The following is a 12,693-nucleotide window of genomic DNA, read 5'->3' as shown; positions in this document are numbered from 1 at the left end:
ATCTAGTCGTGAGGAGAGACGTGTCACGAACATGAAAAGCTACCTGTGAAACAGTGAAGATTAAAAAAGTCTACCGGAGATGGTAGACTTTTTCTATAAGTTCAATTCTTGATTCCCTGAATCAGTGCAGCTTTTAAACAGAAGGAAATGGGCTGATGCTGTGCATCGAATTGAAGCTGAAACAGCTGCTTTGTGTCAGAGTCTGTGGCTTGAAGGTGGGAAACGATCTCCTTTTGAACATTCTCTGGTGTACGTCCGCGTATGATCCAGTCCTGATAATCAATATGCAGATCCCAGTAACGAATATCTTCTTTAGTCAAATGGTTGTCAGCGAAGAGCTGTTTCCACTCTGATAACGAGCTTTCCCGCACATGAGAAGGGTCTCTCAGTCTATTTAGATGATTAATAAATGAATCCTGTGCAGGGTTTTCGGGTGCATAATGATCAACGAGGAGAAATTTGCCGCCTTTCTTTAAAACTCGACTGATTTCCGACATGGCTGCCGGAAGGTTTGGAAAGTGGTGAGCAGCAAATCGGCACGTCACTAAATCAAATGATTCATCAGAGAAGGGCAATGCTTCTGCGGCTGCCTGCTCAAAAGTAATATGTTTTAGATGGCGTTCTTCCGCGAGTGCTGATGCAACCTCGATCATTTTTTGTGTGACATCAATGCCGACCCCTTTAGAGATAACGTCTGAAAAGGAAAAAACGGTATGTCCTGCCGCACAGCCAATATCAAGTAAATGCTCATGACCCTTCGCATTTGCTGTTGATTTCATCCATTCCAGCTCTTCTCCGGCTGCAAATATAGGTGAATCTCGATAGTTCTCGGCATTTTGTGAGAATTGGTTCTCGGCTTTAGCATATGGATTCATTTCTTTTCCCCCTTTGTGGTCTCTTTATCGTAGAATTCCTTCTGTTATTTGTCTAAGACATAAAAGATATGACATGAATAGTTAAAACCTATGAGGTGATGAAAGTGGATATACGAATGATGGAATATGTCATTGAAGTGTACCGGCAGCAAAGCTTTACAAAAGCAGCAGATCAACTTCATATTGCACAGCCTTCTTTAAGCCAGCAAATGAAGAAGCTGGAAGAGGAATTAGACACACCACTATTTATTCGAAAGTATGGACAAGTAACGCCCACACCTCAAGGGAGACGATTCATTAAAAGGGCTGAGAATATTTTGAAGGAAAGAGATGATTTGCTGCGTGAAATGGGAGAAGCAGCTTATGAAATCGGGAGAGAGCTGAACATTGGAGCGCCAGCAGTCACAGGAGGATATGTCTTGCCTGGCTTATTAAAAACCTTTTGTCAAACGTATCCTCATGTTCACGTTCAATTGATAGAAGATTCACCTCGTGAGCTCGAAAAACTTCTATTGGCTGGAAAACTGGATTTGGCTATTTTATCTATGCCTGTCGAGCATGAATCATTGAAAATGAAACCAATGCTGACAGAGCCGCTCCTTCTTGCAGTTCCACAAACTGCTCAGCCTTCGTTATCAGAGGAATTGAACGAGATCATTAAGCGAGCAGGGCAAAAAGAAATGGTTCCCTTTCAACTTCTTGAAGGTATCCCATTTATTATGCTGAAAGAGGGATACGGTTTTCGGCAAGTGGTCATGGAACTGTGCCGTCATCACGGTTTTCAGCCAAAAGTGGCTTTTGAAACAAGTCATATTCAAACAGCACAGGCATTGGTCAAAAACGAACTAGGTGTGACCGTTGTGCCGAAAATGGTGGCACAAGAGGATAGGAACGGGGTCATTTATTTAAACATTGATTCATGCCCAACCCGAACTCTTGTGTTTGCATATGTTGAAGAAAGGTATTTAACGAAAGCCGCTCAAGCCTTCATGGACCTTTATCAGAACCAAGGAAAAGCTTAAACAAACGTTTAATTAAACGCAAACAGCAGGGGAGCACCCTGCTGTTTAATATAAGTCGAGACGCTGATCCGTCATAACCGGAATTTGCTGTCTGACTTCATCCACTAGCTGAAGATCAATTTCCGCATAATAAATGTCTTCGTCATCGCTTGTTTCAAGCAGGATGCGGCCGAGTGGATCAATCACCATAGAGTGTCCAGGGAATTCCGTGTCCCTGCTTGTGCCAGTTCTGTTCACAGCAATCATAAATGACTGGTTTTCAATCGCTCTTGCGATGAGCAGGCTGCGCCAATGGTCCACTCTTGCTGACGGCCATTGTGCCGTATTGACGAGCACCTTCGCTCCTTTGTTCACAAGTGTTCTGGAAAGCTGCGGGAAGCGGAGGTCATAGCAGATCATCGCACCAATTGTTACATCTTCACCATAGTCAAATAAACCAAGCTGATCACCAGCGGTTAAATAGTTGTGCTCATCCATTAGACGGAACAAATGAATTTTATCATAATCTAACAGAAGCTCACCTTGGCGGTTAAAAACATACATTGTGTTGGTGATGTTTTCATCTTCTGTCCGCTTATTTAACACACTGCCTGCGATGAGATACACTTGGTGCTTGCGGGCAAAGGAGGAGAAGAGCTGTTTGGTGCGTTCACCGTTTATATCCGCAAGCTGATCGGCTTGTTCAAGGGCGTAGCCGGTATTCCACATTTCGGGTAAAATGATCAGATCAGGCTGCTCGCGCACTGCTTCTTCTAAAAACGCTTCTGCTTTTTTAAAATTCACTTCAGGTTCTCCAATTTGTACGTCCATTTGGACAAGGGCGATTTTCATATGGGTTCCTCCTTTATTCGCTATATGTCATGTGAAAATCATGAATGTATGTAATGGTTTATTCTAGTCTTCAAGGCCAGTTTCTTTATCATAAAGGTTTCCATCACCTTTGCCAATAGAAATGTCAGAAGGTTTTGTTAAATGACTTTCTCAATCAAGAAATGAGTGGTATGATACTCATAACTAATAAAACAAAGGGGAATAGTATGATATGCAATTGTTCGATTTATCACTAGAAGAGCTAAAAAAATATAAACCAAAGAAAACTGCACGTCCTGATTTCTCAGACTTTTGGAAGAAATCGCTCGAAGAACTGCGCCAAGTGGAGGCAAAGCTAACACTTGAACCTTATGACTATCCAGTGAAAGGCGTCAAGGTGTACCGCCTGACGTATCAAAGCTTTGATCATTCTCGTATTGAAGGCTGGTACGCGGTACCAGATCAATCAGGTCCGCATCCAGCGCTCGTTCGTTATCATGGCTATAATGCCAGCTATGACGGCGGCATTCATGACATCGTCAACTGGGCGCTGCACGGCTATGCAACATTTGGTATGCTCGTCCGCGGTCAAGGCGGCAGTGAAGATCAGGCAGTGACACCAGGCGGTCACGCTTTAGGGTGGATGACAAAAGGTATTTTATCAAAGGAGACCTACTATTATCGCGGTGTTTATTTAGATGCGGTTCGTGCACTTGAAGTCATTCAGTCCTTCCCGGAAGTGGATGTATACCGGATCGGCGTGATTGGTGGGAGCCAGGGAGGCGCATTAGCGGTTGCAGCTGCAGCCCTTTCAGACATTCCGAAGGTCGTCGTAGCAGACTACCCTTATTTATCAAACTTCGAGCGTGCAGTAGACGTTGCATTGGAGCAGCCTTATTTAGAAATCAATTCATACTTTCGAAGAAACAGTGATCCGGAAGTGGAGAAAAAGGCATTTGAGACATTAAGCTATTTTGATTTAATCAATTTAGCTGGATGGGTGAAACAGCCAACATTGATGGCGATCGGTCTGATTGACAAAATAACCCCGCCATCTACTGTGTTTGCGGCATACAACCATTTAGAAGCAGATAAAGACCTTAAGGTATATCGCTATTTTGGACACGAGTTTATCCCGGCTTTTCAAACAGAGAAGCTCTCCTTCTTACAAAAGCATTTGCTCAAATAAAAGAACAAAGAGGCCGCTCTAGGAGGGCCTCTTTTTTAATAACTCGTATTTTGTCTCGTTTTTTCATCAGGCACTAACGCTGTGATAATAAGGGCAAGAGCTGTGATGATATGCAGGATGAATCCAAGTATCGGAATCCAGGCAAGGCACGATGTGATAATTCCAATGATGCTGCCAATCATTGGTCCTTGGTCTCGCTTCGATAAGACGAGTGTGATAATATGCAGAATAAGCATGACCATGAGCGGTGAATAGCCATTGCTAATAATAAATAGTCCTCCGATGACAGGGATGGCAAGACAGGCTTCAAAAATCCCGGTGATCCATTTCATGATGCGAGATAAAGACATGAGATCCAACTCCTTTTTCATATATGTCTTATTCGTATTTTACCAAAACGTGAAGAAGTCATGCAGAATTCTATAGAAAGAGTTGATGGATGATGAGAGAGAGGATCAAGGAAGAGTTGAAAATCATCGAAGAAACGTACGACGTAAAGATTTGCCTCGCGGTCGAATCAGGCAGCAGAGCATGGGGATTCCCCTCGACTGATAGTGATTACGATGTTCGTTTTTTATATGTTCCTCGAAAAGAATGGTATTGGGCGATGGAAGAACATCGTGATGTCATTGAACGGCCGATTGATGATGTGCTTGATATAAGCGGCTGGGAGCTTAGAAAGGCACTTCGCTTATTCAATAAATCGAATCCGTCCATCATGGAATGGCTGTCTTCTGACATCATTTATGCTGAATCTTTCTCTTTGGCAAAGCAGCTAAGAGAATTAAAGGATCGAGCGTTTTATCCCGCAGCATTGATGTATCATTACCTCAATATGGCGAAGCGGAATGAAAGCGGGTATTTACGAGGAGAGCAGGTGCGAATCAAGAAGTATTTCTATGTGCTTCGTCCGCTGCTTGCTTGTCAGTGGATTGAACGCTACCGAACGGTACCGCCGATGGACTTTTATGAACTGCTTGAGGAACTAGTGGAGGAAGGTCCGCTTTTAGCGGAAATCCATGAGCTGCTCAAACGTAAAATGGACGGAGAAGAAATGGATGTAGAGAACCGCCTCGCTTATGTCCATCCATTTATCGACAAAGAGCTCGCGCGATTTGATGAATTGGTGAAAAGCTACAATCAGCCGAAAGACAACCTGATGCAAGAATTAAATGAGCTGCTGCAGTCTACCCTTGATGAGGTGTGGGCGTAAGCAGGGAAGAGCCAGCCGGATCGCGGCAGGCTCTTTTTTATCTCTTATTGTGATAAAACCACAAAAAAAGTCAGAATTTTTGTCATCTTCAAATATTGTAGCGGACAGCTTATGAGCATTACAATAAAGACATAGCTTACAAAGAGTGGGAGGTGCCCTTTATGGAGTCGGTCACAAGAAATTTCTTCTTGTTTTTGTCAAAGAGCAGTCTCTTGAACCATATTGCTCGTAATTGGGGAAGTGCTGTTGCATCTAAGAAAATCATCGGAGGGAAGGATTTTGAGAGTGCCATCCCTGTCATCAAACGATTAAATGAACAAGGAATGGCCGTGACAGTTGATCACCTTGGTGAGTTTGTCACAAAGGCAGAGATTGCAAATGAGCGGACGACTGAGTGTATACAAACCATTCAGCGGATTGCTGAGGCGGGACTCAATTCTCACGTGTCACTCAAAATGACATCACTTGGCCTGGATATTGACGATGACCTTGTGTATCGCAATATGAAACGTATTTTAGATACGGCAGAGAAGCACCGTATCATGGTGACAATCGATATGGAGGATGAACAGCGCTGCCAAAAAACGCTGGACATTTTTAAAGAGATGAAATCTCAATATGAGTATGTCAGTACGGTCTTGCAGGCGTATTTGTACAGAACAGAAAAGGATCTTGATGACCTAAATGAGCTGCAGCCATTTTTAAGACTTGTAAAGGGTGCCTATAAGGAATCCGCCGAAGTGGCGTATCCAAACAAAAAAGACGTCGATCAGAATTATCAAAAGCTGATCGAAAAGCAATTGCTCTCAGGGAACTATACAGCCATTGCGACACATGACGATCGAATGATTGAGTTCACGAAAAATATTGTGAAAAAACACAATATACAGACTAGTCAGTTCGAATTTCAAATGCTGTACGGCATGAGATCAGAAACGCAGCAGGCACTTGTGAAAGAAGGCTATCAAATGAGGGTCTATACTCCGTATGGACGAGAGTGGTACGGCTACTACATGAGACGTCTTGCAGAACGGCCGGCAAACATTGCCTTTGCTTTAAAAGGGATGACGAAAAAATAATTTGAAACGGGAGCGTGACAATAATGACAACACCTTACAAGCATGAACCATTCACGGATTTTAGCCAGGAAGAAAACCGCAAAGCGTTTGAACAAGCATTAGCTAAAGTAACAGAATCACTTGGTCAAACCTATCCGCTCGTGATTAATGGAGAGAGAATCGAAACGAAGGATAAGATTGTTTCGATCAACCCAGCGAAAAAGGATGAAGTGGTTGGAACTGTATCGAAGGCCGGGAAGGAAGAGGCAGAGCAGGCGGTTCAAGCAGCAGCGAAAGCATTCGAGACATGGCGCTACACGTCTCCAGAAGAAAGAGCTGGCGTATTATTCCGAGCTGCGGCAAGCATTCGCCGTAAAAAGCATGAGTATTCAGCCCTTCTTGTCAAAGAAGCAGGTAAGCCTTGGAATGAAGCGGATGCAGATACAGCAGAAGCGATTGACTTCCTAGAGTATTATGCCCGTCAAATGCTGGAGCTGGCGAAAGGCAAACCAGTGAATAGCCGCGAAGGGGAACGCAATCAATATGTGTACACACCAACTGGCGTGACGCTCGTGATTCCGCCGTGGAACTTCTTGTTTGCAATCATGGCAGGAACAACAGTAGCGCCAATCGTCACTGGGAATACAGTTGTTTTAAAACCAGCGAGTGCGACGCCTGTCATTGCAGCCCGTTTTGTGGAGGAGCTTGAGCAAGCCGGTCTTCCAAAGGGTGTTGTCAACTTTGTACCAGGAAGCGGAGCAGAGGTTGGGGATTACTTAGTAGATCATCCGAAAACGAGTCTGATTACATTCACTGGATCAAGAGAAGTAGGGACACGTATCTTTGAACGCGCGGCAAAAGTGCAGCCAGGCCAGCAGCATTTAAAACGTGTCATCGCTGAAATGGGCGGTAAAGATACAGTGGTTGTTGATGAGGATGCAGATGTTGAATTAGCGGCTAATGCCATTTTCACATCAGCCTTCGGGTTTTCAGGTCAGAAATGTTCAGCTGGATCTCGTGCTGTCGTCCACGAGAAGCTGTATGACCAAGTGGTTGAGCGAGTGAAGGAAATCACAGAAACGAAAACAACAGCCAACCCACTTTCTGCGGATGTTTACATGGGACCTGTCATTGATCAAGCGTCCTTTGACAAGATTACGGATTATATCGAGGTCGGCAAACAGGAAGGCCGCTTAGTCACGGGCGGAACGAGTGATGATTCGGAAGGCTACTTCATCCATCCGACCATTTTTGCAGACCTTGAGCCTACTTCCCGATTAATGCAAGAAGAAATCTTTGGACCAGTCTTGGCTTTCTCGAAAGTTTCTAGCTTTGATGAGGCACTTGAGGTAGCCAATAACACAGAATACGGTTTAACAGGTGCTGTCATTACGAATAATCGTGATCACATCAACCGTGCGAAGCAGGAGTTCCATGTAGGGAACCTTTACTTTAACCGTAACTGCACAGGTGCCATCGTTGGTTACCATCCATTCGGCGGCTTCAAAATGTCAGGAACGGATTCAAAAGCAGGCGGTCCAGATTACTTAGCTCTGCACATGCAGGCAAAAACGATTAGTGAAATGTTTTAATATGGAAAAGCATGAACCTGCATTGACGGGTTCATGCTTTTTTTGCGCCTGCCTGCGACTTGTTTCTATACAAATCTGACTGGAAAGAAGTATGATAAATGTATCACTTAATCAGGGAGCAATCGGGATGGAAGAGATATTAGAAAAGCTTCATACATTTTTTGATGTCGATAAATTAATTGCATTTATTAGCGGATATTTAAAAAAACCAGTCATTTTAGAAAGCACAGAGTGTCAGCTCCTTGCTTATAATTCTTACAGCATTCAGCAGTTTGACCCAGTCAATCAGCAAACGATTTTCTCCAAGGAATGTCCGGGGTCTGTAGTCGATTGGTTAAAGAAAACAGGGGTAATCGAGCGGCTTCACAAGGAGTCAAAGCCTTTTTATGTGAGCGGTCATGACGAGCTCGGTTTTAATCGGCGGGTGGCTGTGAGCGCCAAGCATAAACAAGAGGTAGTAGGTTTTATTTGGGTGCAGGACATTGAGGACTCCCTTTCTCAGGAGGAGCTGCAATTTTTACACGAAGCTTCTTTTCAGGTTGGAAAAGTGATTTATAAGAATAAGAAACAGCTTGAGAAAAAGGAAGGCAAGATTGAAGAGTTTTTCAAAAAGGTCATGGATGATCATTTTTATACAGAAGAAGAGCTGAAATGGGAGGCTGAGAACTTAAGCATTCCGCTGCCAGCCGTATTTACCGTCATGGTTGTGCACGCTGCCGATAACAAAAGTGAGACGGCAGAAGATGTGAAGGATGTCATTCGAACGTATTTGCAGCTAGAGGATAAGGTGAATCACGTCTATTCGGTTCAAGCAGATATCGTCGTCATATTAGGCAGCCTGTCAGACCGGCACTCACCGAAAGCGACTGCAGCTGATGTCATCGCACATCTGCAATCGAAAACGAATGCACATCCTTCCCCTTTGTATATCGGGATGGGAAGAGAGTATCGTGATGTCATGAAAATGAGTACAAGTCGATTTGAAGCGATAGAGGTCGTGAAGGCAGTGAAAATTGTCGGAGGACAAGAACTAATTCCATATGATTACGAGAATCTGGGGGTCTTCCGGTTTTTAGACTCCATTTACAGCCATCAAAAAAAGAAAAACGACTTCAATCCAGATTTGTTACGCTTGAAGGAAAAAGACCGCGAGAGTCATACCTCGTTTTTAAAAACGCTGGAAGTCTACTTATTGAATAACTGCAAGCTAAAGCCAGCGGCAGAGCAGTTGTTTATTCATCAAAATACATTAAACTATCGAATGAAACAAATTTTTGACATGACTTCGATCGACTTAAGTCATTTTAGCCAGCGGTGTGAGTTGTTTATTGAATTGATGCTGATGAAAAAAGATCAATAATCATGATGGATTCCGCAGGTGCATAGGATCACCTGCGGGTTTTCATGTGAAATTTGAAAATGGCATACAACTGATGCATTTCGTTGTATGATAGATAAAGATTTTATGAGAAAAGTGAAAGGGGGGCCACCTTTGGGTTCAGTCACCTTAGCCATTTTGATTTTCATCATGACCCTCGTCCTTGTCATTTGGCAGCCAGGACGTATCACCATAGGATGGTCAGCATGTGGAGGCGCCATTCTTGCACTTGCCTTTGGCGTCGTTCATCTGGGCGATGTGTGGGAAGTCACGCAAATTGTATGGAACGCCACCTTTGCCTTTATTGGCATTATTATCATTTCGTTAATTTTAGATGAGATCGGTTTTTTTGAATGGGCTGCACTGCATATGGCAAAAGCCGCAAGAGGCAACGGTGTCCGCATGTTTATTTATTTAACATTGCTCGGCGCTGTTGTGGCTGCTTTTTTTGCCAACGATGGAGCGGCACTGATTTTGACCCCAATCGTTTTATCTGTGGTGAGAGCGTTGAAGCTGGATGAGCGCATGGTGCTGCCTTTTGTGATGGCAAGCGGCTTTATTGCAGATACAACCTCCTTGCCATTTGTCATTAGTAACCTGGTCAATATCGTATCAGCCGACTATTTTCATATTGGTTTTCTAGAATATACAGCGAATATGTTCGTGCCAAACCTTGTGTCGCTTGGAGCGAGTATGCTGGTTCTGTATGTGTTTTACCGAAAGCTTATTCCAAAAACCTACGATCTGTCACAGGCGAAGGAGCCGGCATCAGCTATTCGAGATATTCGCATGTTCCGCTTGTCTTGGTATGTGCTCGGCTGTCTGCTTGTTGGTTATTTTGCGGGGGAGCTGATCGGTGTTCCAGTGTCCATCATCGTAGGCGGGATTGCCCTTGCTTTCTTGTGGCTGGCGAGAAGAAGTCCGCAAGTGGCGACAAAGCGAGTGATCAAAGAAGCGCCGTGGTCCATTGTGTTTTTCTCGATCGGCATGTATGTCGTCGTATACGGACTGAAAAATGTCGGTCTTACAGAAATATTGGCGGCATGGATCGAACAAGGGGCATCACATGGCTTGCTTGCAGGAACGATGTTTATGGGCGTGCTTGCCGCAGTGCTGTCTTCTGTAATGAACAATCTGCCAACCGTTTTAATTGATGCGATTGCCATTGGCCATACAGATACAGCAGGTGTCATGAGAGACGGACTGATTTATGCCAATGTCATCGGCTCCAACCTTGGACCGAAAATGACCCCAATCGGCTCATTGGCGACATTGCTGTGGCTTCATGTCTTAAAGAAAAAAGGCGTCCATATCTCTTGGGGGGCTTACATGAAAGCCGGAATCATCCTGACCATCCCAACCTTGATTCTCACTTTACTTGGGTTATATGTGTGGTTATGGCTCATTCATTAAAAAAGAGCAGATCTCATTGATCTGCTCTTTTTTTTGCTACAGATATTTCGCATAGCGTTTTTCTAAAAAGTCCTGAAGCAATGAGACGACACTGCAAATGCCCCAGTAAATGAGTGCGACCAAAATATACATGGTCATATAATCGAATTCTCGTCCGCCTACAATTTTTGCTTGCTGGAAGAGCTCTGGTACAGTAATCATCGCTGCCAGTGAGGAAGCTTTGATTAAATCGAGCATGACATTGGTCAATGGCGGCAGGGCGATGCGGACGGATTGAGGCAAAATGACACCGCGCATCGTTTGCCAATAGCTGAGACCTAATGATTTAGCGGCTTCCACCTGTCCACTTGGAACAGAGGAGAGGGCTGCCCGGTTAATTTCTGCAATATAGGCAGCACTATTGAAGCTGAATCCAATAATGGCGGCAGTGACGGCTGTGAACTCAATGCCGATATAAGGGAACCCAAAATAAAGAATAAACAAAATCACCAGAATGGGCACGCCTCGCATGAATGAAATATACAGCCGTGCAGGCAGCCGAAGAATCCATGAATTCGCCATCCTGGCAAGAGCGATAAAAAAGCCAAGAATGGTACCAAAAAACATGCTCACAAAGGAAATGAGCAGCGTCAGCCAGATGCCTTTCATGACAAACGGAAATGACGCTTTTGCCAGTGCAGGATTAAATATATATTCTAAATGAATATCTCCCACGATTGCGGCTCCTTATTTGGAAATGTCGACATCTTCGACATCAGCATCAATTTTCTTAGAGACGTCTGCATGGTTAAAGAATTTCTCAGAAATCTTTTTCATTGTTCCGTCTTTTTTCATGTCGCCTAATACACGATTCAATTCTTTTTGAAGCTCTTTGTTGTCCTTCTTCATGACAAAACCTTGTTCATTCGGCATATATTTCAAGTCAGGGTGAATCGTAATATTTAGTTTAGGAAATGCAGCAAGAGCCAGTGTCTGTAAGTAATAATCATTTAGAATGACATCTGTACGGCCGTTTGCAACATCCTTTAAGTATTGCTCGTTTGTCGCATTATCATAAATGACTTCCTTTGCACCGTACTTACGGGCGACATCCATGTAAATCGTCGTGGCAGCACCTGCTGCTTTCTTTCCTTTTAAATCCTTTAAAGTTTTAATGCCGGATAAATCATCTTTCCGTACGATAGCCGTTCCGTAGGAATATTTATAAGGGGTTGAAAAGGCGAACTTGTCTTTTCTGTCATCTGTGATGTCGATATCATTTGCAGCGGCATCCACTTGACCAGAATTAATGGCGCTCAGCATCCCATCATAGCCCATTTCTTTAAATTCTACTTTTACATCAAGACGTTTAAACGCTTCTTTGACGACTTCTACTTCATAGCCAGTTAATTGATCCTTGCCGTTAGAAGTATCATGATAAGACGTTGGATAAAGGGTGCCTGAAGTAGCAACGACGATTTTCCCCTTCTTTTTAATTTGATCCCACTTTGTGTCTCCAGATTGAGATGAGCCTGATTGACTGCAAGCAGACATGATAAGTATGAAAGCAGATACAACAAGCATGATCCATATAGGTTTTTTATGATAAAAACGACTCATTTAAGAATCCTCCTCTATTTTTTATACAAAACAAAACATAGCACGCTTTTTCTGTTAGGACAACGTTTTCAGAAGAAAAGTGAAAAAGTAAGAATATTATAAGCAATTTGCGTGTTGAAATAATGTATAAAAAAGGAAAGTGAGCGCAAAATAAAGGCGAATAAAGGAGGGAACAACAATGATGAAAAAAATAAGTGGTTTGATCATCTTGTCGATGATGCTGTTATGTGGTTTTCATATAGAAACGGCTCATGGAGAAACACCTCAAATGGAAAAGCGTCCAGTGACACATCAAGTGAAATTAACAGCAGAACAACAAAAACAAATTGAAATCCTTGAGCAGCAAATTCTTTCTAAGCGAAAAGAAGTCATTGAGAAATATGTACAGTATGGTGTGTTAACAAAGGAACAAGGCACACACATCACGAAACGAATGGATGAGCATTACAATCACTTAAAGAATAACGGATTTGTTCCATTACTGAAAAAACCACAGCACCATCGCCCATAATAATGATGAAACCGGCAGCGACGTGCCGGTTTT

Annotated in this window: 13 protein-coding genes; 8 read left to right on the top strand and 5 right to left on the bottom strand. The window is 43.4% G+C overall.

Annotated features, from left to right (window positions below; genetic code table 11):
• Positions 1-101: 101 nt before the first annotated feature.
• Complete coding sequence (locus tag MHI60_RS05530) at positions 102-875, bottom strand: class I SAM-dependent methyltransferase (protein ID WP_144485920.1); 774 nt, start codon at positions 873-875, stop codon at positions 102-104.
• A 116-nt stretch (positions 876-991) separates the two neighbouring features.
• On the opposite strand from MHI60_RS05530, the gene MHI60_RS05525 reads away from it, so the two are divergent.
• Complete coding sequence (locus MHI60_RS05525) at positions 992-1,897, top strand: LysR substrate-binding domain-containing protein (RefSeq protein WP_144486082.1); 906 nt, start codon at positions 992-994, stop codon at positions 1,895-1,897.
• A 45-nt stretch (positions 1,898-1,942) separates the two neighbouring features.
• Here the strand turns inward: MHI60_RS05525 and MHI60_RS05520 are convergent, their stop codons facing one another.
• The gene (locus MHI60_RS05520; protein ID WP_144472847.1) at positions 1,943-2,728 is read right to left on the bottom strand and encodes a carbon-nitrogen family hydrolase; all 786 of its coding nucleotides are present in this window, start codon (positions 2,726-2,728) and stop codon (positions 1,943-1,945) included.
• A gap of 211 nt (positions 2,729-2,939) precedes the next feature.
• Here MHI60_RS05520 and MHI60_RS05515 point away from each other — a divergent pair, with 211 nt between their 5' ends.
• Positions 2,940-3,896: an acetylxylan esterase gene (locus MHI60_RS05515; protein WP_144485919.1), complete on the top strand. Its 957-nt coding sequence runs from the start codon at positions 2,940-2,942 to the stop codon at positions 3,894-3,896.
• 35 nt (positions 3,897-3,931) lie between these two features.
• On the opposite strand, the gene MHI60_RS05510 is transcribed toward MHI60_RS05515, so the two are convergent.
• A complete protein-coding gene (locus MHI60_RS05510; protein ID WP_095407691.1) occupies positions 3,932-4,246 on the bottom strand; it encodes a hypothetical protein in 315 nt (104 codons plus the stop codon).
• Positions 4,247-4,338: 92 nt separating this feature from the next.
• Between MHI60_RS05510 and MHI60_RS05505 the strand changes: the two genes are divergently transcribed.
• The 5 genes from MHI60_RS05505 to MHI60_RS05485 all read left to right on the top strand — a co-directional run bounded on the left by MHI60_RS05505 (position 4,339) and on the right by MHI60_RS05485 (position 10,550).
• Positions 4,339-5,109 (top strand): nucleotidyltransferase domain-containing protein, encoded by a 771-nt coding sequence (locus MHI60_RS05505; RefSeq protein WP_144485917.1) that lies wholly within the window; start codon positions 4,339-4,341, stop codon positions 5,107-5,109.
• A 161-nt stretch (positions 5,110-5,270) separates the two neighbouring features.
• Complete coding sequence (locus MHI60_RS05500) at positions 5,271-6,188, top strand: proline dehydrogenase (RefSeq protein WP_095407692.1); 918 nt, start codon at positions 5,271-5,273, stop codon at positions 6,186-6,188.
• A 23-nt stretch (positions 6,189-6,211) separates the two neighbouring features.
• Positions 6,212-7,759 (top strand): L-glutamate gamma-semialdehyde dehydrogenase, encoded by a 1,548-nt coding sequence (gene pruA, locus MHI60_RS05495; protein WP_024424316.1) that lies wholly within the window; start codon positions 6,212-6,214, stop codon positions 7,757-7,759.
• A gap of 127 nt (positions 7,760-7,886) precedes the next feature.
• Positions 7,887-9,119: a helix-turn-helix domain-containing protein gene (locus MHI60_RS05490; protein ID WP_144485915.1), complete on the top strand. Its 1,233-nt coding sequence runs from the start codon at positions 7,887-7,889 to the stop codon at positions 9,117-9,119.
• Between the two features lie 132 nt (positions 9,120-9,251).
• A complete protein-coding gene (locus tag MHI60_RS05485; protein WP_144472857.1) occupies positions 9,252-10,550 on the top strand; it encodes an arsenic transporter in 1,299 nt (432 codons plus the stop codon).
• A 36-nt stretch (positions 10,551-10,586) separates the two neighbouring features.
• On the opposite strand, the gene MHI60_RS05480 is transcribed toward MHI60_RS05485, so the two are convergent.
• Positions 10,587-11,264 carry an amino acid ABC transporter permease gene (locus MHI60_RS05480; protein WP_034283291.1) on the bottom strand — a complete coding sequence of 226 codons (678 nt, stop codon included), beginning with the start codon at positions 11,262-11,264 and terminating at the stop codon, positions 10,587-10,589.
• A gap of 12 nt (positions 11,265-11,276) precedes the next feature.
• Positions 11,277-12,149 (bottom strand): transporter substrate-binding domain-containing protein, encoded by an 873-nt coding sequence (locus tag MHI60_RS05475; protein ID WP_142946723.1) that lies wholly within the window; start codon positions 12,147-12,149, stop codon positions 11,277-11,279.
• A gap of 181 nt (positions 12,150-12,330) precedes the next feature.
• On the opposite strand from MHI60_RS05475, the gene MHI60_RS05470 reads away from it, so the two are divergent.
• Positions 12,331-12,660, top strand: coding sequence for a YckD family protein (locus tag MHI60_RS05470; protein WP_095407716.1), 330 nt, complete (start codon positions 12,331-12,333; stop codon positions 12,658-12,660).
• Positions 12,661-12,693 lie beyond the last annotated feature (33 nt).

The organism is Bacillus sp. FSL K6-3200 (genome assembly GCF_038630485.1).
Lineage (GTDB): Bacteria > Bacillota > Bacilli > Bacillales > Bacillaceae > Bacillus > Bacillus safensis.
Note: the sequence above shows the minus strand (reverse complement) of the source record. Positions and strands in the feature narration are given on the sequence as shown.

Coding starts and splice junctions, on each gene's coding strand:
- MHI60_RS05530 (WP_144485920.1), bottom strand. CDS start 875: ATGAATCCATATGCTAAAGCCGAGAACCAATTCTCACAAAATGCCGAG.
- MHI60_RS05525 (WP_144486082.1), top strand. CDS start 992: ATGATGGAATATGTCATTGAAGTGTACCGGCAGCAAAGCTTTACAAAA.
- MHI60_RS05520 (WP_144472847.1), bottom strand. CDS start 2,728: ATGAAAATCGCCCTTGTCCAAATGGACGTACAAATTGGAGAACCTGAA.
- MHI60_RS05515 (WP_144485919.1), top strand. CDS start 2,940: ATGCAATTGTTCGATTTATCACTAGAAGAGCTAAAAAAATATAAACCA.
- MHI60_RS05510 (WP_095407691.1), bottom strand. CDS start 4,246: ATGTCTTTATCTCGCATCATGAAATGGATCACCGGGATTTTTGAAGCC.
- MHI60_RS05505 (WP_144485917.1), top strand. CDS start 4,339: ATGAGAGAGAGGATCAAGGAAGAGTTGAAAATCATCGAAGAAACGTAC.
- MHI60_RS05500 (WP_095407692.1), top strand. CDS start 5,271: ATGGAGTCGGTCACAAGAAATTTCTTCTTGTTTTTGTCAAAGAGCAGT.
- pruA (WP_024424316.1), top strand. CDS start 6,212: ATGACAACACCTTACAAGCATGAACCATTCACGGATTTTAGCCAGGAA.
- MHI60_RS05490 (WP_144485915.1), top strand. CDS start 7,887: ATGGAAGAGATATTAGAAAAGCTTCATACATTTTTTGATGTCGATAAA.
- MHI60_RS05475 (WP_142946723.1), bottom strand. CDS start 12,149: ATGAGTCGTTTTTATCATAAAAAACCTATATGGATCATGCTTGTTGTA.
- MHI60_RS05470 (WP_095407716.1), top strand. CDS start 12,331: ATGAAAAAAATAAGTGGTTTGATCATCTTGTCGATGATGCTGTTATGT.